Genomic DNA, 18,456 nt, shown 5'->3' with positions numbered 1-18,456 from the left:
GGCGGGAGTGCGGGACGTAAGGGAAGCGCATCTGTCAGGCTCCCTCTCCCCGAGTGCGGGGGGAGGCAAGGGGGATTTGCGGATAAAGATTGGCGGCGCCCCTACGCCGTGCCCGCCGCCCTGAACTGCGTCGCAGCCCGTTGCAAATTCTGCGGCATGCTGAACAACAGCGCCTTGCGGTCGGCGACGGCGTTATGAAGCTGCTCGAGCGCGATGTTGAACGCGGTCAGCGTGCCTTCCTCGATCGCGCCGTGCTCGAAGCAGTCCAGCGTGTGGCGCAGGATGTCGTCGGCCTCCGCCTGCATCTGGTCGAGTTCCTCGATCGAATCGCTGTGCCGCGCGGCTTTCAGCATCTCCAGCAGGCGTTCGCGCTGCGAGGTGTTGGTGTTGCGCTCGTCCTGCTTGAGATAGCCGGCGAACCACGCACCGGCCGAGCCCATCGCCGAGAACGCCATCAGACTCCACCAGATGTAGTCGCTGTAGCGGTCGAGGAAGGTTTTTTCCTCGCCGTCGACAAACGCGGCGGCGCCCGGATGCACCGGAATGGTGGCGTCCTTGTCGGTGTCCGGCGTCTCGATCTTGGCGGCGAGCGGGAAATCGGTCTTGAGCGACTGCCGGATCGCGAACAATTGCCGCGTGAATGCCGCGACCGTCGAGTCCGACAGGCCCTTCCGCGCAACGATGTGGTGCGAGAAGCTGATCGTCTTTACCTCGTCGTCGGGCCGGTCGGCGGAGCCGAGCGAGCCGGCGGGGATTTCCGCGGCCTCATAGGCCGGATGGTTCTGCGCGATCGCCTCGGAGGCGTCGATCGCAAGGAAGCTGGGCTCGCCGCCGTCGCGGACCGACGCCGTGATCGCATCGATCGTGATCTTGCTGTTGGCCGGGCCGACGGCGAGATAGGCGTCGGCCTTGAGGTTCTTGATCGCTTCCGCCGCCTCATTGGCCGGGAATTGAACGATCTCGACCTTCATCGGGTCGACGCCGTATTGCGTCAGGATCAGCTTCAGCAGATTGACATTGGCCGGGGTGCGGCCGACGACGCCGATCTTGCGGCCGGCAAGCTGCGCGATCTTGGTGATCCGCGCGGATTTCCGAACCTTGCCCTTGGCGGGCGGAACCCACATCACCACGACATTCTTGCGCAGGGTCGCGACCGCCTGGGCATTCTTCGGCACCTCGAGATCGCCGCGGATGATGGCGAGATCGGCCTTGCCGTCGGCCAGCGTCTGGGCGCTGGCAGTGGCGCCCTCGGTCTGCACCGGCCTCAGCTTGACCTGGGTGTTCTGCTGGTTGTTGAAGGCCTGCGCCAGCGCCTGCACGACCTTGACGTCATCGCTGTTGGCAGGACCGACCGCGATCCGCAGCGTCACCGGACGCACGGCGAAATAATAGCCGGCCAGCAACGTGCCGATGATGGCCAGCGCGCCCGCGATCAAAACGAACATCAGCCGCCGCTTTGCCGAACGCAGCGGCTTGGGCGACATGCTGGCGGAGCCGTCTGTCATCGATCTCGCAAACAATCGTCGGGGCTCAATCTCGCAAAACTACCAACGCGCATACATCCTCTATGTGTAGCAAATTACTGAACGGACAGATGTTACAACTCCGTCATGGTTACCAGCGGCGATAGGACGCGATTTCGGCCTTAATTTGGGCGTGGATCCCATCCCGGAGGCCGGTTGTTAGGCTAAAGTCGGCGTCAAACGGGAGGGTTACCATGGTCGAACGGCTGTCAGCGGAAGCAAAGAAGGCCGCCCTTTGGGAACTGGCCGGCTGGTCGGAGATGTCCGGTCGCGAGGCGATCGCCAAGACTTTCGTGTTCAAGGACTTCAACGAGGCCTTCGGGTTCATGGCCCGCGCCGCCCTGGTCGCCGAGAAGAGCGACCATCACCCCGAGTGGAAAAACGTCTACAAGACCGTCGAGGTGGTGCTGTCGACCCACGATGTCGGCGGGGTGACCAAGCGCGATATCGACCTCGCCAAGGCCATGAACGCGATCGCAAGGCAGCTTGGGGTCAATTGACTCCGGCGCGTGGAACCTTGCGCGGGTCCGCCGATGTCCCCAGATTCGCATCGTCCGCCGCCGAACTGGCGCGGCGTCGAGGAACCTTGCGATGACATCGAGCGAACCCGGCGTGGGATTTGGGCCTGCCGATCGGCTGGCGCAGGACCCCGAAAGCGTGCGCCGCCGTTTCTGGATCAAGTTCAAGAAGGTGGTGGCGAGCCTGCCCTTCGCGGAGGACCTGCTGGCCGCCTATTACTGCGCCTTTGACCGGCAGACGCCGCGCCATGTCCAGGCGGCGCTGCTCGGGGCAATCGCCTATTTCATCCTGCCGTTCGATTTCGTGCCCGACATGCTGCCGATCCTCGGCTTCACCGATGACGCCGCAGTGCTCGCAACTGCGCTCCGCATGGTGGCAAGCCACATCACGCCGGAGCATCGCGATGCCGCCCGCGCCGCGCTGAAGCGCGGGGTGCCGGAAGAGGAGTGAGATCTGCCTTCTCCTTCCCCCTGAAAGGGGGAAGGTCGGGAAGGGGGTCAGCCACAGGCGACGCTGCAAGCCGGCAGATTTGATCCCCAGCCACTTTGCTCTCGCGAGCAAAGCGACCTCCTCTTTTCAAGGGAAGGTTATGATGCATCCCGGATTTCGCTGCGCTCCATCCGGGCTACGAAACTTTCGATCCGTCATCCTGAGAGCCTGACTGAAAAATGGGTGAGTGATCTCAGTGGGGTGTGATTCCATCGGATTTGCAAAGATTCGAGGGAGAGCACGATGCCCTGGACCAAGATCACTCGGGAGCAATATCGGCGGGACGATCTGCGTTATGCAAGCGATATGACCGATGCGGAGTGGGCGGTGATCAGACGCCTGTTGCCGCGAGCGAACCGGCGCGGCCGGCCGCGTAAGACGGAGCTGCGTCGTGTGATCGAAGCGATCCTCTATATCGTTTCGACCGGCTGCCAGTGGCGGGCGTTGCCGCAGGAGTTCCCGCCCTATTCGACGGTGCAGGGCTATTTTTATAGATGGCGGGATACAGGCCGGTGGCAGAGGATTGTCAGCGTGCTTGTCCGACGGGCGCGAAAAAAGCTTGGACGGACACCGAAGCCGACGGCAGCCGTGATCGACAGTCAAAGTGCGCCAACCACGCAAGCTGGCGGACCGCGCGGCTACGATGCAGGCAAGCGCATCTACGGCCGCAAGCGGCATATCGTGACGGATACCAATGGCCTCCTCCTTGGGGTTCATGTTCATCCGGCCAACGTTCAGGACTGCCATGGCGCCGTACCGCTGCTGAAGAACGTGCGGATGAACTTCCCCCGGCTGCGCCACGTCTTTGCCGACCGGATCTACCGCGGAAATCAACTCCTCGACGCGCTCTCAGACTGCGGTCCATGGACTGTCGAGATCGTCGAGCGGCCTCAAGGCGTCAAAGGCTTCCAGCTTCTGCCGAGGCGGTGGGTGGTTGAACGCACATTCGCTTGGTTCGGCAGATGCCGCCGCCTCGCCAAGGACTTCGAGGCGACGGTGGCAACCGAAGCTGCCTGGCTGCTGATTGCACACATCAGGCTCCTGACCCGCAGACTCGCGGCTGCAGCTAAGGTTGGGTGATTTATGAGTCAGACTCTGAGGAGCGCGAAGCGCGTCTCGAAGGATGTACGGCCACCAGCGGGGCCGTCGACCCTTCGAGACGCGCGCAAGAGCGCGCTCCTCAGGGTGACGGAGACGGTAGGGAGTGCCATGGTAGTCCGTTCGGCTCCTTCCGGGCTGCGCAATCTCGGTTCAGCTTCCCGGGTGCAGGATCACCTTGCCCATCGCCTTGCGGCCGGCGAGCACCTTCAGGGCTTCTGATGTCTGCGACAGCGGGAAGGTGCGGTCGACATGCGAGGAGATCTTCCCTTCCGCGGTCCACTGCACGAGCTTCTCGAGGTTCTTGCGGTTCTTGTCCGGATTCTGCCGCGCCCAGGCGCCCCAGAACACGCCGCGGATATCGCAGCCCTTCAGCAGTGCGAGGTTGAGCGGGATCTTCGGAATCTCGCCGGCGGCAAAGCCGATGACCAGGAAGCGGCCTTCCCACGCGGTCGAGCGCAACGCGGCTTCGGCATAGGCGCCGCCGACCGGATCGAACACGATGTCGGCGCCCTTGCCGTTGGTCAGCTTGCGCAGGCCCTCTTTGAGATCTTCCTTCGCATAGTTCAGCGTCAGCTCGGCGCCGTGTTGCTTGGCGAATGCCAGCTTCTCGTCCGACGAGGCGCAGGCAATCACCTTCAACCCCATCAGTTTGCCGAGCTCGCACGCAGCAAGGCCGGTGCCACCGGCGGCCCCCAGCACCGCGAGCGTCTCGCCCGGCTTCGGGCTCGCGCGATCTTCCAGCGCATGCAGCGCGGTGCCGTAGATGATGATGATGCCGGCGGCGCGGTCGTAGTCGAGATTGTCGGGAATCTTCACGATCGAATTCGCCGGCAGCGCGATCTTGTCGCGCGCGCCGTTGTGGCCGCAGGACGCGACGACGCGATCGCCGACCTTCAGGTCAGTGACGCCGGCGCCGACGCTTTCGATCACGCCGGCAACTTCGGCAGCCGGCGAGAACGGGAACGGCGGCTTGATCTGGTACTTGCCCTGGATCATCAGGATGTCGAAGAAATTCAGCGCCGCCGCCTTGATCGCGATCACGGCTTCGCCGGGAGCCGCCACCGGATCGGGCACATCAGCCAGCACGAGATCGTCAGGTTGACAGTATTGCGAGCAGAGGATGGCTTTCATGGACACACCTGAGTTTCGGACGCAGAAAGAGCTGCAAGATCTTGGACTACAAGCTTCATGCCGGATTTGCGGCGGAGCGACAATACAAAGCGGAGGGATCAAACTATGTTTGAAAAAGGCCTGCTAGCAAAAAAGCGCATCCTGATCACCGGCGGCGGCTCCGGCCTTGGTGCTGCGATGGGCTACCGCTTCGCCGAACTCGGCGCCGAATTGATCATCTGCGGGCGGCGCGAGGGGCTGCTGGAGGAAACCGCAGCAAAATTCCGTAGCGAGCTCGACGCCAAGGTTTCCATCGCGCGCTGCGATATCCGCGACGGCGCAGCGGTCGAAGCGATGATGGATCAGGTCTGGCAGGACGCGCCGATCGACGTGCTCGTCAACAATGCTGCCGCAACCTTTATTGCGCAGAGCGAACATTTGTCGTTCCGTGCGGCGGACGCGATCCTCGCGCCGACACTGCATGGCACGATGTACTGCACGCTCGCCGCCGGCCGCCGCTGGATCGACGGCAAGCACAAGGGCGTGGTGCTCTCGATCCTGTCGACCTCGACCATCACCGGCCGCGCGTTCACGGTGCCGTCCGCGATGGCGAAGACCGCCGTGCTGGCGATGACCAAGAGCCTCGCGGTGGAGTGGGGCCCGAAGGGCATCCGCACCGTCGCGATCGCGCCCGGCGCGTTCCCGACCGCAGGCGCGACCGGACAGTTGCGCCCCGAAGGGCGCGGCGAGAGCTGGGCGCATCGCAATCCGCTCGGCCGCGCCGGCGAGCATTCGGAGCTCGCCAATCTCGCGACCTTTCTGATCTCGGATCAGGCCGGCTACATCAACGGCGAGATGGTGGTGCAGGATGGCGGCTCGCACTTACGCAGTTCCGGTGCCGAGGACCTGCTGCAATGGACCGATGCGCAGTGGGAGAAGCAGCGCGCTGCGCGCGCCAAGTGATAACGCGTCGCGATTACGCGCCCGACGGTGAGCGGCGTTCGCCTTTCGGCCTAACTGCCTTCCCAAAAAAGCGTTTCCCGGTTATCCATCCGAGTCGGCGGAGGGGAATCGCCGGGCCATCTTGCAGTCACAATGATGGGGGAACCAGTTGGCCGTGCGGCAGATTCTGACATCACTGGTTGCTTGTATCCTGGGCGGGTTCATCACCCTCGCGCCGGCGCAGGCCGCGCCCAAGAAGGATACGGCCAAGGAAGCAGCCAAGCCGGCGCCTTCGGCCGCGGCGGCTGCGGCCGGCGGCGCGGAGCCGACGCTGATCGGCCAATTCGGGACCTGGGGCGCGTACACGGCATCGCCCAACGGCAAGAAGGTGTGCTTTGCGCTCGCCAAGCCGTCGTCGTCGAAGACCAATCCGGCGAACCGGCCGCGCGATCCGGCCTATGCCTTCATCTCCACCCGTCCGGCGGAGAAGGTCGTCAACGAAGTCTCGATCATGATCGGCTACACGGTGAAGCCGGGCTCCGAATCGACGCTTCAGGTCGGCGGCGGGACCTATGCGATGTACACGCAGGGCGACGGCCTCTGGATCAAGAATGCGGCCGAGGAGGAGCGGATGGTAGAATCCATGCGCAAATCGGCCGAACTGACGGTAAAAGCCGTCTCGGCCAAGGGCACCGAGACGACAGACACCTTCTCGCTGAAGGGCCTGGCGCAGGCGCTCGACCGGCTCGGGCAGGACTGCCGGCGCTAGAGCATGATCCGGAAAAGTGTGAAGCGGTTTTCCGGAAAGATCATGCTCTAAAAATCGACTTAAGGCCTGAAATCGAGGTATTCGGTGGCTTTCCAGCACCGGCTGGAAGGCCTATTTGAGGTTTCATGACCGACACCGTGACCACCCATGCCGTCTCCGGCGCCAGCGCGCTGGTCGAGAAGGTTCCGCTCGAGACCTACGTGCCGCCGGCCAAACCGTCGCTGATCGGGCTGTCGCGCGCCGAGATCGCCGATCGCCTAGGCGAGATCGGGGTGCAGGCCGGCCAGCGCAAGATGCGCACCCAGCAGCTCTGGAATTGGATGTATTTCCGCGGCGCCAAGAGCTTTGCCGAGATGACCAACGTCTCGAAGGACATGCGCGCCGAGCTCGAGAAGCATTTTACCGTCGATCGTCCCGAGGTGGTCGCCGAGCAGATCTCCAACGACGGCACCCGCAAATGGCTGCTGCGGCTGCCGAGCGGCGACAAGGTCGAGCGGCCGCACGAGGTCGAGTGCGTCTACATCCCCGAGACCGATCGTGGCACGCTGTGCGTTTCCTCGCAGGTCGGCTGCACGCTGAACTGCGCGTTCTGCCACACCGGCACGCAGCGGCTGGTGCGCAACCTCACGGCCGGCGAGATCGTCGGCCAGGTGATGGTGGCGCGCGACCGGCTGAATGACTGGGCCGACCGCGAGGACGGCACGCGCCGCGTCACCAACATCGTGATGATGGGGATGGGCGAGCCGCTCTACAATTTCGACGCGGTGCGCGATGCGCTGCTGATCGTCGCCGACAATGAAGGCATCGGCATTTCGCGCCGGCGCATCACGCTGTCGACCTCGGGCGTGGTGCCGAACATCCAGCGCACCGGTGACGAGATCGGCGTGATGCTCGCGATCTCCTTGCATGCGGTGCGCGACGAGCTGCGCAACGAGCTGGTGCCGCTGAACCGCAAATATCCGATCAAGGAATTGCTGCAAGCCTGCCGCGATTATCCCGGCGCCTCCAACGCCCGGCGCATCACCTTCGAATATGTGATGCTCAAGGGGGTCAACGATTCGCTCGATGACGCCAAGCTCCTGGTGAAGCTGCTCAAGGGCATTCCGGCGAAGATCAACCTGATCCCGTTCAATCCGTGGCCGGGCACTGCCTACGAATGCTCGGACTGGGAGCAGATCGAAAAATTCTCCGAATACATCTTCAACGCCGGCTATTCCTCGCCGGTGCGCACGCCGCGCGGCCGCGACATCCTCGCCGCCTGCGGCCAGCTCAAGTCGGAGACCGAAAAGCTCTCGGCCCGCGAGCGCCAGGCGCTGCGCGCGATGGCGATGACGGATTGAGTGTGACGCCCTCCATGCAATCCGTCATTGCGAGGAGCGAAGCGACGAAGCAATCCATGCCTCGGCGAGCTGCGAGATGGATTGCTTCGCTCCGCTCGCAATGACGGGGAGGTCGTAGCATGGCCCTGATCGGCCGCCTGTTCGTCGTCGCCTTCGGCTTCCTGATGGCCTGCTTCGTGGCAGGGATCATCGTGGTCGTCGCGGTGCTGTATCCCGAGATCAGCGATTTCGGCGGGCAGATCGACCAGAGCGCGATCAACGTTGTGCTCGGCTTCGGGTTCATCTTTATCTCAGGCTTTGCGCTGCTGCCGGCGTTGATCGTGGTGCTGATCACCGAGGCGTTCTTCATCCGGAGCGTGCTGGCCTATGCCGTCGGCGGCGCGATCGTCGGCGCGGCGTGCTATCTCGGCCTGGTTCCGTTCGATCCCGACATGATGCAATTCCATGGCATCGTGCGCCGGCACATGGAGATCATGACCGGGGCCGGCATCGTCGCGGGCCTGGTCTACTGGCTGATCGCCGGCCGCACCGCCGGCGCCTGGCGCGAGCCGGCGCGACCGTTGCCGCCGCCCCCGCCATTGCCGTCGCAACGGCGGCCGCAAACACCGCCGTCATCCTGAGGAACCGTGCGCAGCACGGTGTCTCGAAGGATGGGCCGCAGCAAGACCGCATCCTTCGAGGCTCGCAAGAGCTCGCACCTCCAGCGACAACGGCGAAGCCGTTGCGCGGGGATGACGTCACTTCCCATGCTCATCCGCCTCGGCTAAACCGCGCGCCATGAACCGGACCGGACTTTTCATTGCGCTGGGGCTGGCGCTCATCATCGGCATCCTGTTCGGGATCTATCCCGAGCTCGACCTGAAGCTGGCGGCGCTGTTCTACGATGTGGCGCAGAAAACCTTCCCGCTGAAGCTCGACGCGGTGGCGTCGTTCGCGCGCGATGCGGCGATGTGGATCGCCTGGGCGCTGGTGCTGCCGGCGATCGTGACCATCGTCTGGAAATTCATCCGCCCGGACCGGCCGATGCTGATGTCCGGCCGCGCCGCGGTGTTCCTGCTCACCACGATGCTGCTCTCGGCCGGCGTGCTCACCAATTTCACCTTCAAGAATTATTGGGGCCGGCCGCGGCCGGTGTTCGTGACGCAGTTCGGCGGCGACCTGCAATTCATGCCGTGGTGGGACCCGCGCGGCGGCTGCCCGCGCAACTGCTCGTTCTTCTCCGGCGAGGGCGCCACCGCGTTCTGGACCTATGCACCGGCGGCGCTGACGCCGCCCGCGTGGCGGCCGCTGGCCTTTGCCGGGGCCACCGTGTTCGGCATCGTCACCAGCGGGCTTCGCATGGCCTTTGGCGGCCATTTCTTCACCGATGTGGCGATCGCGGGCCTGGTGTCGTTCTTCACGGTCTGGCTGTTCTACGCGCTGATCTACCGCTGGGCAGCGACCCGGCTGACTGACGCCCAGGTCGATGCCGCGCTGACGCGCCTTGCGATGCCCGGCTACCGGTGGATGCAGCGCTGGCGCCGGGGCGGCAAGGCGGCGTCCAGCCAGACCGAGGCCTGATTTGGGCCTGATTAAAGGCGTGCTCAGCGTTCGGAAATTTGATATCGCCACCCCGGAAACATCATTGATTTCGACCGATTGGACCGTCCCATGAGTACGATTCTGAAAAGCCTGCCCACTGGCGAAAAAGTCGGCATCGCGTTCTCGGGCGGGCTCGACACCTCGGCGGCGCTGCTCTGGATGAAGCTGAAAGGCGCCAAGGTCTTCGCCTATACCGCCAATCTCGGCCAGCCCGACGAGGCCGACTACGACGCGATCCCGCGCAAGGCGGTGGATTTCGGCGCCGAGAAGGCCCGCCTCGTCGATTGCCGCACCCAGCTGGTCCATGAGGGCATCGCCGCGATCCAGTCCGGCGCGTTCCACATCTCGACCGGCGGCATCACCTATTTCAACACCACGCCGCTCGGCCGCGCGGTGACCGGCACGATGCTGGTCGCGGCGATGCAGGAGGACGGCGTCAACATCTGGGGCGACGGCTCGACCTTCAAGGGCAACGACATCGAGCGCTTCTATCGCTACGGCCTGCTGACCAACCCGAGCCTGCGCATCTACAAGCCCTGGCTCGACCAGCAGTTCATCGACGAGCTCGGCGGCCGCGCCGAGATGTCGGCGTTCATGACCGCGCAAGGCTTCGCCTACAAGATGAGCGCGGAGAAGGCCTATTCGACCGACAGCAATCTGCTCGGCGCGACGCATGAGGCCAAGGATCTCGAGAGCCTTGCGAGCGGCATCACCATCGTCAACCCGATCATGGGCGTGCCGTTCTGGCGCGCCGATTGCGACGTCAAGGCCGAGAAGGTCGTGGTGCGCTTCGAGGAGGGGCAGCCGGTCGCGCTGAACGGCAAGACGTTTGCAGATCCGGTCGCGCTGTTCCTCGAGGCCAATGCGATCGGCGGCCGCCACGGCCTCGGCATGAGTGACCAGATCGAGAACCGCATCATCGAAGCGAAGAGCCGCGGCATCTATGAGGCGCCCGGCATGGCACTCTTGCACATCGCCTATGAGCGCCTCGTCACCGGCATCCACAACGAGGATACGATCGAGCAGTACCGCATCAGCGGCATGCGGCTCGGCCGCTTGCTCTATCAGGGCCGCTGGTTCGATTCGCAGGCCTTGATGCTGCGCGAGACCGCGCAGCGCTGGGTGGCGCGTGCCGTCACCGGCGAGGTGACGCTCGAGCTGCGCCGCGGCAACGACTACTCGATATCAAACACCGAGAGCCCGAACCTCACCTACGCGCCGGAGCGGCTCAGCATGGAGAAGGTCGAGGACGCCGCCTTCACGCCGGCCGACCGCATCGGCCAGCTGACGATGCGCAACCTCGACATTGCTGACACCCGCGCCAAGCTCGGCCTGTACAACAAGACTGGCCTCATCTCGAGCGGCGAAGGCTCGCAGATCTTCCAGCTCGAGAACGACAAGGACTGAGGCGGCACCCTCTCGCCTTGTCGTCCCGGGCAAGCGAAGCGCGACCCGGGACCCATAACCACCGGCCATGGTTATGAAGCACGCTGGTGCTCCAGCGCGCTTTTACGACTCCTCCCTGTGGTTATGGGTCCCGGCCTTCGCCGGGACGACGTGGGGAGAGAGGCCTGCCTACTTCACCCTGAGCGCATCGAGCAGCGAGCGGAACGCGCGCGCGTAATCGGTGCCGGTCTTGCCGATATCCGGCCCCGCGGAGACCGCAACCGCGGCTTCCGTCACCGCGCCGAGCAGCAGCCGCGCCAGCGGCTCGATCGGCTGCTTGGCGATCACGCCGGCATCCATCGCGGCGGCCAGCGCGCGCGGAAACTTGCCGCCGAAATGCTTGGCGTCGATCTCGCGCCAGCGTTCCCAGCCGAGCACGGCGGGGCCGTCGCGCAAGATGATCTGGCCGGTCGGGCCTTTCGAGCACGCCGCGAAATAGCCCTGCGTGCCCGCCGCCATCGCCGCCAGCGGATCGTTCTCGGCGCGCGAGATGCGGTCGAGATCGGCAACAAGGTCGATCGACACCTGCTCGAACACCGCCTCGAACACCGCCTCCTTGGTCGCGAAGTGATGATAGACCGCGCCCTTGGCAACACGCGCGCCGGCGGCGATGTCGTCCATCGTCGCAGCGGCGAAGCCGCGCTCGCCAAAAATGCGCCGCGCCGCCTTGACGATGGCGGCTCTGGTTTTCTCGCGCCGTTCGGCCTGGGTTGCCATGGCGCATCTCTAGCCCAGTTCCAGACGCAAGCCAATTGACTTACCGACTACTAGTCGATAAATACCGACTGTAAGTCGGTAAATGGAGAATGCCCGATGCCCTCGCTTAGGACGTTGCAAGCCTTCGCTGACACGGTCGAGTCCAACGACCATGTCGGCGCGATCAGGAACTTCTATTCAGTCGATGCCCGCACCCAGGAGAACGACGGCGAGTGGCGGGTCGGCCGCGAGGCGCTGGCGGCGCGCGAGGCGGCGGTGCTGGCCGCGGTCGCCGGCGTCAAGACCACGCGGCTCGGGCCGCTCCTGCTTGACGGCGATCATTCGGCGATCTGCTGGCGCTTCGAATTCACCGGCAAGGACGGCAAGGTCCGCAGCATGGAGGAGGTCGCCTGGCAGACCTGGCGCGGCGAGGAGCTGGTCGAGGAGCGCTTCTTCTACGATCCGCAGCAGATGGCGCGCTGAAATCACGCCGGCCTTGCGGCAATACGCCCCGGCGCGCCTCATTGCGCCGTCATCCGCCGCAACTAGCCTCCGCTCCGATGCGCATGATGCGCGAGAGCGGAGCATCGATCATGATCAAGCAAGTTGCCGGGATGGCCGTCACGCTGGCGTTGTCGGCAGCGCCGGCGTTCGCCCAGACGATCTATCCGATCGATCGCGCCGATATCCTCGTCGGCGCCAAATTCGACTTCAAGGTCGAGCTTCCGGGGGTGGTCGATCAAGCAAAGCTCAAGGTCACGCTGAACGGCGCGGACTATGCCGCGGTGTTCGGCCAGGGCGGCACATTCACCGTGCACGAGGCCGGCCGGGAGCAGTCAGCGCTGGTGCTGCGCGATGTCTCGCTCGTCAAGCCCGGGCAGGTCGCCGTCGAAGTCAGTGACGGCACGCAGAGCCGGAAGATGACCTGGACCGTCTACGACACCGGGGCACGCAAGGCCAGGAACGTGATCCTGTTCATCGGCGACGGGATGTCGCCGTCGCATCGCGTCGCCGCGCGAATCCTCTCCAAGGGAATCGCGGAGGGCAAGAGCCGCGGCAAGCTCGCGATCGACGACATGCCGCATATGGCGCTGGTCGCGACCGCCGGCTCGGACTCGATCATCACCGATTCGGCGAATGCCGCGAGCGCCTACGCCACCGGCCACAAGGCCGCGGTCAATGCGCTCGGCGTCTACGCCGATCGCACGCCCGATCCGCTCGACGATCCCAGGGTCGAGACCATCGCGAGCCTCGCCAAGCGCCGGGCGGGCCTCGAGGTCGGCATCGTCACCAACACCGAGGTCGAGGACGCGACGCCGGCGGCGATGGTTGCGCATACCCGCCGCCGCGCCGCCTATGACGCGATCGTCGCGCAATATTTTGACGCGAAGCCCGACGTGCTGATGGGCGGCGGCTCCGCGAACTTCCTGCCGCAATCCGCGTCCGGATCGAAACGCAAGGACGATGTCGACTATCTCGCGCGCTTCCGCGACGCCGGCTATCCGGTCGCGACGACCGCAGGCGAACTCGCCACGCTCGCGGCCAAACCGGACACCCGCCAACTGCTCGGCCTGTTCGCCGCCGGCAACATGGACGGCGCGCTTGACCGCAAATTCCTCAAGGGAGGCGGCGTCAGGAAATTCCCCGAACAGCCGGACCTGACCGAGCAGGTCCAGGCCGCGCAGGTCCAGGCCGCGCTCACGGTGCTGTCGAAGCACGAGGCCGGCTTCTTCCTAATGATCGAGTCCGGCCTGATCGACAAATACGCCCATCTGCTCGACATGGAGCGCGCGGTCTACGACACCATCATGCTCGACAACGCGGTGCGGCTCGCAAAGGACTGGGCGAAAGCGCGCAACGACGACACGCTGATCCTGGTCGTGGCCGACCACAACCATCCGAACAGCCTGGTCGGCACCATCAATGACGACATGGCGGCGACACCCAACGTGCCGCTGCGCGAGCGCGTCGGTGTCTACGAGAAAGCCGGGTTCCCGAATTATCCGGCGCCGGACGCCGAAGGTTATCCGTCACGCGTCGATGTCAGCCGGCGGCTTGCAATCTTCTCCGCCAGCCTGCCGGATCACTACGAGACGTTCCGCCCGAAACTCGACGATCCGAACGAGCCGACCGTGAAGGCCGACCAGCCCGACACGTTCAAGGCCAATGACAAGTACAAGGATGTCCCCGGCGTCGTGCTGCGCTTCGGCAATCTGCCGGCGATGATCGGCGCCAGCGTGCATTCCGGCGAGGACGTCATTCTCACCGCGACGGGCCCGGGCAGCGAGCGCGTCCACGGCTCGATGGACAACACCGAAGTGTTCCGCGTGATGGTCGAGGCGCTGGGACTGGGTGCGGGCAAGTAACGCATGATGAGATTGAGACGAGGCATGCCCGCTGTACCCCTCCCGCTTGCGGGGGTCGAGATGAACAAAGTTTGCTGTTGGAGGGTTGGCGTGACCGGCGAGGCTTCTCCGACCTCCCCTTGAAAAGCGGAGGTCGCTTTGCTCGCGAGAGCAGAGCGGGTGGGGATCTGCTCTCTCCGTAGACACCGTCACCTGCGGCTGACCCCCATCCCGACCTTCCCCCTTTCAGGGGAAGGAGAACAAACAAAAATGGCCGGGATCGCTCCCGGCCATTCCGTCATGTCGCGGCGGCTCAGCGCGGCGGCGCGGCCGAGGCGGTGCCGCCGTTGAGCAGCGGGGTGATGCGGCGGACGGTGACGCGCCGGTTGATGCGGCTCGGTCCGTCGGTCTGCTCCTTCGGATATTGAGAGCCATAGCCCTGCGAGGTCAGGTTCTCAGCCGGCACACCGAACTGCTGCGTCAAGAGCTCGGCGGCGGATTGCGCACGGCGGTCCGACAGCGACAGATTGTCGGTGTCGTTGCCGGTCGCATCCGTGTGGCCCTCGATCAGGAACACCTCGCGCGGGTTGCGCTGGATGGCCCGGTTGAGGCCGTCGGCGATCACCTGCAGCCTCGCCGCCTGGTCCGGTGGGATGGTCCACGATCCGGAGTCGAAGTTGATCGTGTTGACGTCGATGCTCGGCATCTGCATGCGGATATTAGGGCTGTAGCGGATCTCGTCCAGCGAGTAGCGCCGTTCGATCCGCTGCACCGGCGGTGCCTCCATGGTCTCGTAGATCACGTCGGGCGACGCGTCCTGAGCATCGACGATGTAGCGATCGTAGGGAATGTTGACCACCGGCGGCGGGGCGTCGACATAGAAGCCGCCGACCGCCCGCGGATCGCGATAGCTGTTGTCGATGATGACGACCTCGCGGCCGCCAGTATCCCTCCGGATTCGGCGCAACATCTGGCCGTCGGAGCCGACCACCGTGATGATCTCGCTGCCGTCGGGACGAACCACCACGGTGCGGGTTTCGCCGCCGATCGTCTCGGTGCGGATATCGCGCGCGCCATAGCGGAAACGATAGACGTCGTCGCCGCGGACATAGGCCTGGCCGCCCGGATCGCGGATGATGACGCGGTCCGGCTCGGTGTAGATGGTGCGGCCGCCCTCGACGACCTCCTGCCGCTGGCTGTGCAGGTCGGCGATGCTGCCGCCGATGATGGCGCCGGCGACCACGCCGGCACCGACGGCGGCGCCGATCGCGAGCGGCTTGATGTTGTCATGGCGCGGTGGCGGCGGCAGCGGCGCTGCGACGGCAGGCGCGGCGCGGAAGGCGGGCGCAACCGTCGGCGGCGCATATTGCGCGCGGCCGGGCGGCGGCGTTGCGGCGGCCGAGCCGGGGACGACCGATGGCGCGGGCGCGCCCATCGCGGCGCCCTGGGCTGGCGATACGCCGGGCGCGACGCCCGGACGTGCTGCCGGCTGACCCGGAGCCGGGGTCGCGCCGGGCGCGCCCATTGCCGCGCCCGGGGTCGCCGGCGTTCCGGGCGGTGTCGCCGGACGTCCCTGCTGACCTGGCGCCGGTGGCGTCGGCGTCGCGCCGGGTGCCGGAGGCGTTGTTGCGGCAGGCGGGGTGCCTGGACGCGCGGGCTGTGCGCCGGCTGCCGGAGGTGTCGGCGTCGGTGTCGCACCGGGAGCTGTCGCGGCGGGCGGCGTGCCCGGTCGTGCCCCTGCTGCCGGAGGCGTTGTCGTTGCCGAAGGCGCCTGCGTTGACGTCGCCGCGGGCGGCGTGCCCGGCGGTTGCTTGGCGCCGCCAGGACGTTCACCGCGTTCGCCACCCGGACGATCGCCGGGACGGCGTTCGGCCGGCGCCGTTGTCGGAGCTCCCGGCGTTGCGGGCGTCGGTGTCGGCGTTGCCGCCGTGGGCGGGGTGCCGGGACGTGCTGCGGGCGCGGCATTCGGCGTGGCGCCGGGCGCCGGCGTCGGCGGTGTGTGCGCGGGTCCTGCGCCGGGCGGCGGCGTGCCGGGTCGCTGCGGTGCTGCGGCCGGCGGCGGTGGCGTCGGATGTGCGGGGGCGGCCGCCGGCGGTGGCGGGGTCGGCTTCGCAGGCGCTGCTGCGGGCGGCTCCGGCCGTGCCGGTGACGGCGATGGCTTCGCGGGTGCGGCCGCGGGCGGCGGCGGTGTGGGATGTGCGGGAGCAGCCGACGGCGGAGGCGTCGTCGGGCGCGCGGCAGGCGGCTCGGGCCGTGCGGGAGCCGGCGGCGGTGCCGGATGCGGTGCGGCTGCCGGAGGCGGCGTCGGCTTTGCCGGTGCAGCTGCGGGCGGCTCGGGCCGGGCAGGGGCTGGAGGCGGGGTCGGCTTCGCGGGTGCTGCGGCCGGCGGAGCGGGATGCGCGGGTGCCGCGGCGGGAGGTGGCGCCTGCGGATGCGGTGCTGCGGCCGGCGGTGCGGGACGTGCGGGAGCACCCGGCGCACCCGGCGCGCCCGGCGCCGGCCGCGCCTTCGGCTTTCCGTCAGGTCCGGTTTCTTCCTTCTGCGCCTGTGCGACGACCAGCGGCGAAGTTTGGGCGTGCGACGCTGAGGTGGCGAATTGCATCACCGTCAGCGCAGTCGTGGCAAGCAGCACGAGACGAAGCTTTGTCATTGTCTAGGAGTCCCCGGCGGAAAGTCTGGGCAGGAAAGCAAAGTGAGAACCGAACAATTCGGCAGGACGATGAACCGCCAGCCGTTAGGCCGGATTGTGGCGAGCCACGAATCATCGGCGAAGTTTATTTCGACATTATAACGGGTTGCGTGTGTGGTTGTTCACCGCGCGTTCAGAAGAAACGCGCCTACACATTTGCAATCGACGTGGAACTTGGGCGCAAGGGCGACTCACCGGCGGCGAGTCGATCTGTCGCAGGCGGCGGGCCGGACGGTCCAGGCGGTCCGCGCACCGGTGATTCGTCAGGTGTCTTGCCGGGCAACTCGTCCGGTCGCGGCGGCTCGCCGGGTTCGCGCACCGGCTCCGGAATCTCGGGGCGCGGACTGCCGGGCGGAATTCCCGGCGGCGGTTCGCTCGGTGTGCCCGGCGTCGTCGGCGGAATCTCGGGAGGCTCGATCGGCATCATATCGAGGCCCCGCGGCTGCCGCCGCCAGATCGCGTCGCGCGCATTGATCGCTCCATCGAAGTTCGAAGCGACAACGGATCGCGCGCCGCGGCGTTCCGATGTTTCACCCGGGCGTGTGGCAGACCGCCTCGATATTGTGGCCGTCGGGATCGAGCACGAATGCGCCGTAATAGTTCGGGTGGTAATGCGCACGGATGCCGGGCGCGCCGTTGTCACGGCCGCCGGCCGCCATCGCGGCCTTGTAGAAGGCGTCGACGGTAGCGCGGTCCCTGGCCGTGATGGCGATATGCACCGGCTTGTTCATTGCGCCTTCGCCGCCGATCCAGAAGTCCGGCTTGCCGTCGGCGCCGAAGCCCGCGGCGGGCGCGTGCCCGGTCACCTCCGCGGGCACTTCCATGATCAGGCCGTAGCCGAGCGGCGCCAGCGCCGTCTGGTAGAAAGCCTTCGCGCGTTGATAGTCGGAGACGGAAAAGCCGATATGGTCGATCATCGCGAGCCTCCCTTGTTGTGTGACGCTACAGACTCGTTGCACCTCCTCCGCAAGCGGGAGAGGGAGCAGATCTCAGCCGCGGCCAGGTCTCAACTCCGCACCAGCAGCGTGTTGCTCCGCGTCCGGCCGTGCTCGACGTAACCGCGCGCATGCATGTCCGCAATGCAGTCGTCGGTCCATTCGTCCTTCGACAGATGCTCGATCACCACCGCGCGCGGCCACAGTGCCTGGGGCGCGTCGCGGAAGAAGCCGATCAGCACGCGGTCCTCGAAACCCTCGACGTCGATCTTGAGCGCATCGACCTTGCTCGCGCCGGCCTCGTCGAGGATGCGTTGCAGCCGCAGCGAGGGCACCTTGAACGCCTTGCCCGTCGGCGTGCCGATGACGATGTGGCTGGCGCCGAGATTGTCGCCGTCGGTCTCGATCATCAGTTCGCCATCGGTCGGGCCGGCGGCCGCCGCAACCAGGCGCACCTGCGGAAAGCCGGAGGCCTGGGTGTTGAATTTGAGCCGCGCATGCGTCACCGGATGCGGCTCGATCGCGATCACCTTGCCGCCGGGCCCGACATCGCGCGCCAGCGCCAGCGCATAGGTGCCGACATTGGCGCCGAGATCGACGAAGGTGCCATCCGCGCCGACATGCGCCCGCAGGAAGGCGAGTTCTTCAAGGTTGTAATCGGGATTGAACAGCGCGCCGCGCTCGGTCGCGCTTTGCTGATGATAAAAGCGGAACGATGCGCCCTGATAGGTCACGTCCAGCGGTCCGGCGCCGAACAGATTGACCAGTTTCGACAGCCAGGGCCGGAATGCGCCGCGCTTCAATCCTGAGCCATGCGCCAGGCGGATGATGGCGGCCTGCGCCGCATTGGGCGCGAAGGCGCCGAACGGCGCCGGCGATATGTCGTTGCTCGGGATCACGCATGGCCTCGTCGAAAGCGCGGCATGCATAGCCGGTTTTGCCGGCAGCGCCAACGCCCGTTACGCCGCCTT

At 66.1% G+C, this 18,456-nt stretch carries 18 protein-coding genes; 11 read left to right on the top strand and 7 right to left on the bottom strand.

Translation table 11 applies throughout. The features are described from left to right. Positions 1-101 precede the first annotated feature (101 nt). Positions 102-1,505: a TAXI family TRAP transporter solute-binding subunit gene (locus ACVMIH_RS26940; RefSeq protein WP_229160558.1), complete on the bottom strand. Its 1,404-nt coding sequence runs from the start codon at positions 1,503-1,505 to the stop codon at positions 102-104. A gap of 212 nt (positions 1,506-1,717) precedes the next feature. Between ACVMIH_RS26940 and ACVMIH_RS26935 the strand changes: the two genes are divergently transcribed. The 3 genes from ACVMIH_RS26935 to ACVMIH_RS26925 all read left to right on the top strand — a co-directional run bounded on the left by ACVMIH_RS26935 (position 1,718) and on the right by ACVMIH_RS26925 (position 3,611). Continuing rightward, entirely contained in the window at positions 1,718-2,023 is a 306-nt protein-coding gene (locus tag ACVMIH_RS26935) for a 4a-hydroxytetrahydrobiopterin dehydratase (protein ID WP_168858057.1), read from the top strand. Between the two features lie 91 nt (positions 2,024-2,114). Beyond that, positions 2,115-2,492, top strand: a complete 378-nt coding sequence (locus tag ACVMIH_RS26930; RefSeq protein ID WP_057021296.1) for a YkvA family protein — start codon at positions 2,115-2,117, stop codon at positions 2,490-2,492. Between the two features lie 282 nt (positions 2,493-2,774). After that, entirely contained in the window at positions 2,775-3,611 is an 837-nt protein-coding gene (locus tag ACVMIH_RS26925; RefSeq protein WP_076824982.1) for an IS5 family transposase, read from the top strand. A gap of 171 nt (positions 3,612-3,782) precedes the next feature. Here ACVMIH_RS26925 and ACVMIH_RS26920 read toward each other — a convergent pair whose 3' ends face one another. Then, positions 3,783-4,763, bottom strand: coding sequence for an NADPH:quinone oxidoreductase family protein (locus ACVMIH_RS26920; protein ID WP_168858174.1), 981 nt, complete (start codon positions 4,761-4,763; stop codon positions 3,783-3,785). Positions 4,764-4,868: 105 nt separating this feature from the next. On the opposite strand from ACVMIH_RS26920, the gene ACVMIH_RS26915 reads away from it, so the two are divergent. The 6 genes from ACVMIH_RS26915 to argG all read left to right on the top strand — a co-directional run bounded on the left by ACVMIH_RS26915 (position 4,869) and on the right by argG (position 10,781). Further along, the gene (locus ACVMIH_RS26915; protein ID WP_057021294.1) at positions 4,869-5,705 is read left to right on the top strand and encodes an SDR family oxidoreductase; all 837 of its coding nucleotides are present in this window, start codon (positions 4,869-4,871) and stop codon (positions 5,703-5,705) included. 154 nt (positions 5,706-5,859) lie between these two features. Beyond that, on the top strand, positions 5,860-6,453 hold the full coding sequence (locus ACVMIH_RS26910; protein ID WP_057021355.1) for an invasion associated locus B family protein: 594 nt from the start codon (positions 5,860-5,862) through the stop codon (positions 6,451-6,453). Positions 6,454-6,578: 125 nt separating this feature from the next. Continuing rightward, positions 6,579-7,793 carry a 23S rRNA (adenine(2503)-C(2))-methyltransferase RlmN gene (rlmN, locus tag ACVMIH_RS26905; protein WP_057021293.1) on the top strand — a complete coding sequence of 405 codons (1,215 nt, stop codon included), beginning with the start codon at positions 6,579-6,581 and terminating at the stop codon, positions 7,791-7,793. 119 nt (positions 7,794-7,912) lie between these two features. After that, positions 7,913-8,413: a hypothetical protein gene (locus ACVMIH_RS26900; RefSeq protein ID WP_076834963.1), complete on the top strand. Its 501-nt coding sequence runs from the start codon at positions 7,913-7,915 to the stop codon at positions 8,411-8,413. Between the two features lie 157 nt (positions 8,414-8,570). Next, the gene (locus ACVMIH_RS26895) at positions 8,571-9,353 is read left to right on the top strand and encodes a phosphatase PAP2 family protein (protein ID WP_076834962.1); all 783 of its coding nucleotides are present in this window, start codon (positions 8,571-8,573) and stop codon (positions 9,351-9,353) included. Positions 9,354-9,443: 90 nt separating this feature from the next. Further along, positions 9,444-10,781, top strand: coding sequence for an argininosuccinate synthase (gene argG / locus ACVMIH_RS26890; protein WP_229191908.1), 1,338 nt, complete (start codon positions 9,444-9,446; stop codon positions 10,779-10,781). 168 nt (positions 10,782-10,949) lie between these two features. On the opposite strand, the gene ACVMIH_RS26885 is transcribed toward argG, so the two are convergent. Further along, complete coding sequence (locus tag ACVMIH_RS26885) at positions 10,950-11,537, bottom strand: TetR/AcrR family transcriptional regulator (protein WP_076834698.1); 588 nt, start codon at positions 11,535-11,537, stop codon at positions 10,950-10,952. A 96-nt stretch (positions 11,538-11,633) separates the two neighbouring features. Between ACVMIH_RS26885 and ACVMIH_RS26880 the strand changes: the two genes are divergently transcribed. Together ACVMIH_RS26880 and ACVMIH_RS26875 are read left to right on the top strand one after the other, a co-directional pair. After that, the gene (locus tag ACVMIH_RS26880; protein WP_028340880.1) at positions 11,634-11,999 is read left to right on the top strand and encodes a hypothetical protein; all 366 of its coding nucleotides are present in this window, start codon (positions 11,634-11,636) and stop codon (positions 11,997-11,999) included. A gap of 110 nt (positions 12,000-12,109) precedes the next feature. Beyond that, the gene (locus ACVMIH_RS26875) at positions 12,110-13,882 is read left to right on the top strand and encodes an alkaline phosphatase (protein WP_456854213.1); all 1,773 of its coding nucleotides are present in this window, start codon (positions 12,110-12,112) and stop codon (positions 13,880-13,882) included. A 292-nt stretch (positions 13,883-14,174) separates the two neighbouring features. On the opposite strand, the gene ACVMIH_RS26870 is transcribed toward ACVMIH_RS26875, so the two are convergent. The 4 genes from ACVMIH_RS26870 to ACVMIH_RS26855 form a co-directional block, all read right to left on the bottom strand. Beyond that, entirely contained in the window at positions 14,175-16,511 is a 2,337-nt protein-coding gene (locus tag ACVMIH_RS26870) for an OmpA family protein (RefSeq protein ID WP_456854215.1), read from the bottom strand. 187 nt (positions 16,512-16,698) lie between these two features. Then, a complete protein-coding gene (locus tag ACVMIH_RS26865; protein WP_076834722.1) occupies positions 16,699-16,974 on the bottom strand; it encodes a hypothetical protein in 276 nt (91 codons plus the stop codon). Between the two features lie 106 nt (positions 16,975-17,080). Further along, on the bottom strand, positions 17,081-17,467 hold the full coding sequence (locus tag ACVMIH_RS26860) for a VOC family protein (RefSeq protein ID WP_057021286.1): 387 nt from the start codon (positions 17,465-17,467) through the stop codon (positions 17,081-17,083). 89 nt (positions 17,468-17,556) lie between these two features. After that, positions 17,557-18,414 carry an FkbM family methyltransferase gene (locus ACVMIH_RS26855; protein WP_456854217.1) on the bottom strand — a complete coding sequence of 286 codons (858 nt, stop codon included), beginning with the start codon at positions 18,412-18,414 and terminating at the stop codon, positions 17,557-17,559. Positions 18,415-18,456: the final 42 nt, after the last annotated feature.

The sequence above is a fragment of the Bradyrhizobium sp. USDA 4503 genome (assembly GCF_054055815.1).
This window is presented reverse-complemented; position numbering and strand designations above follow the sequence as displayed.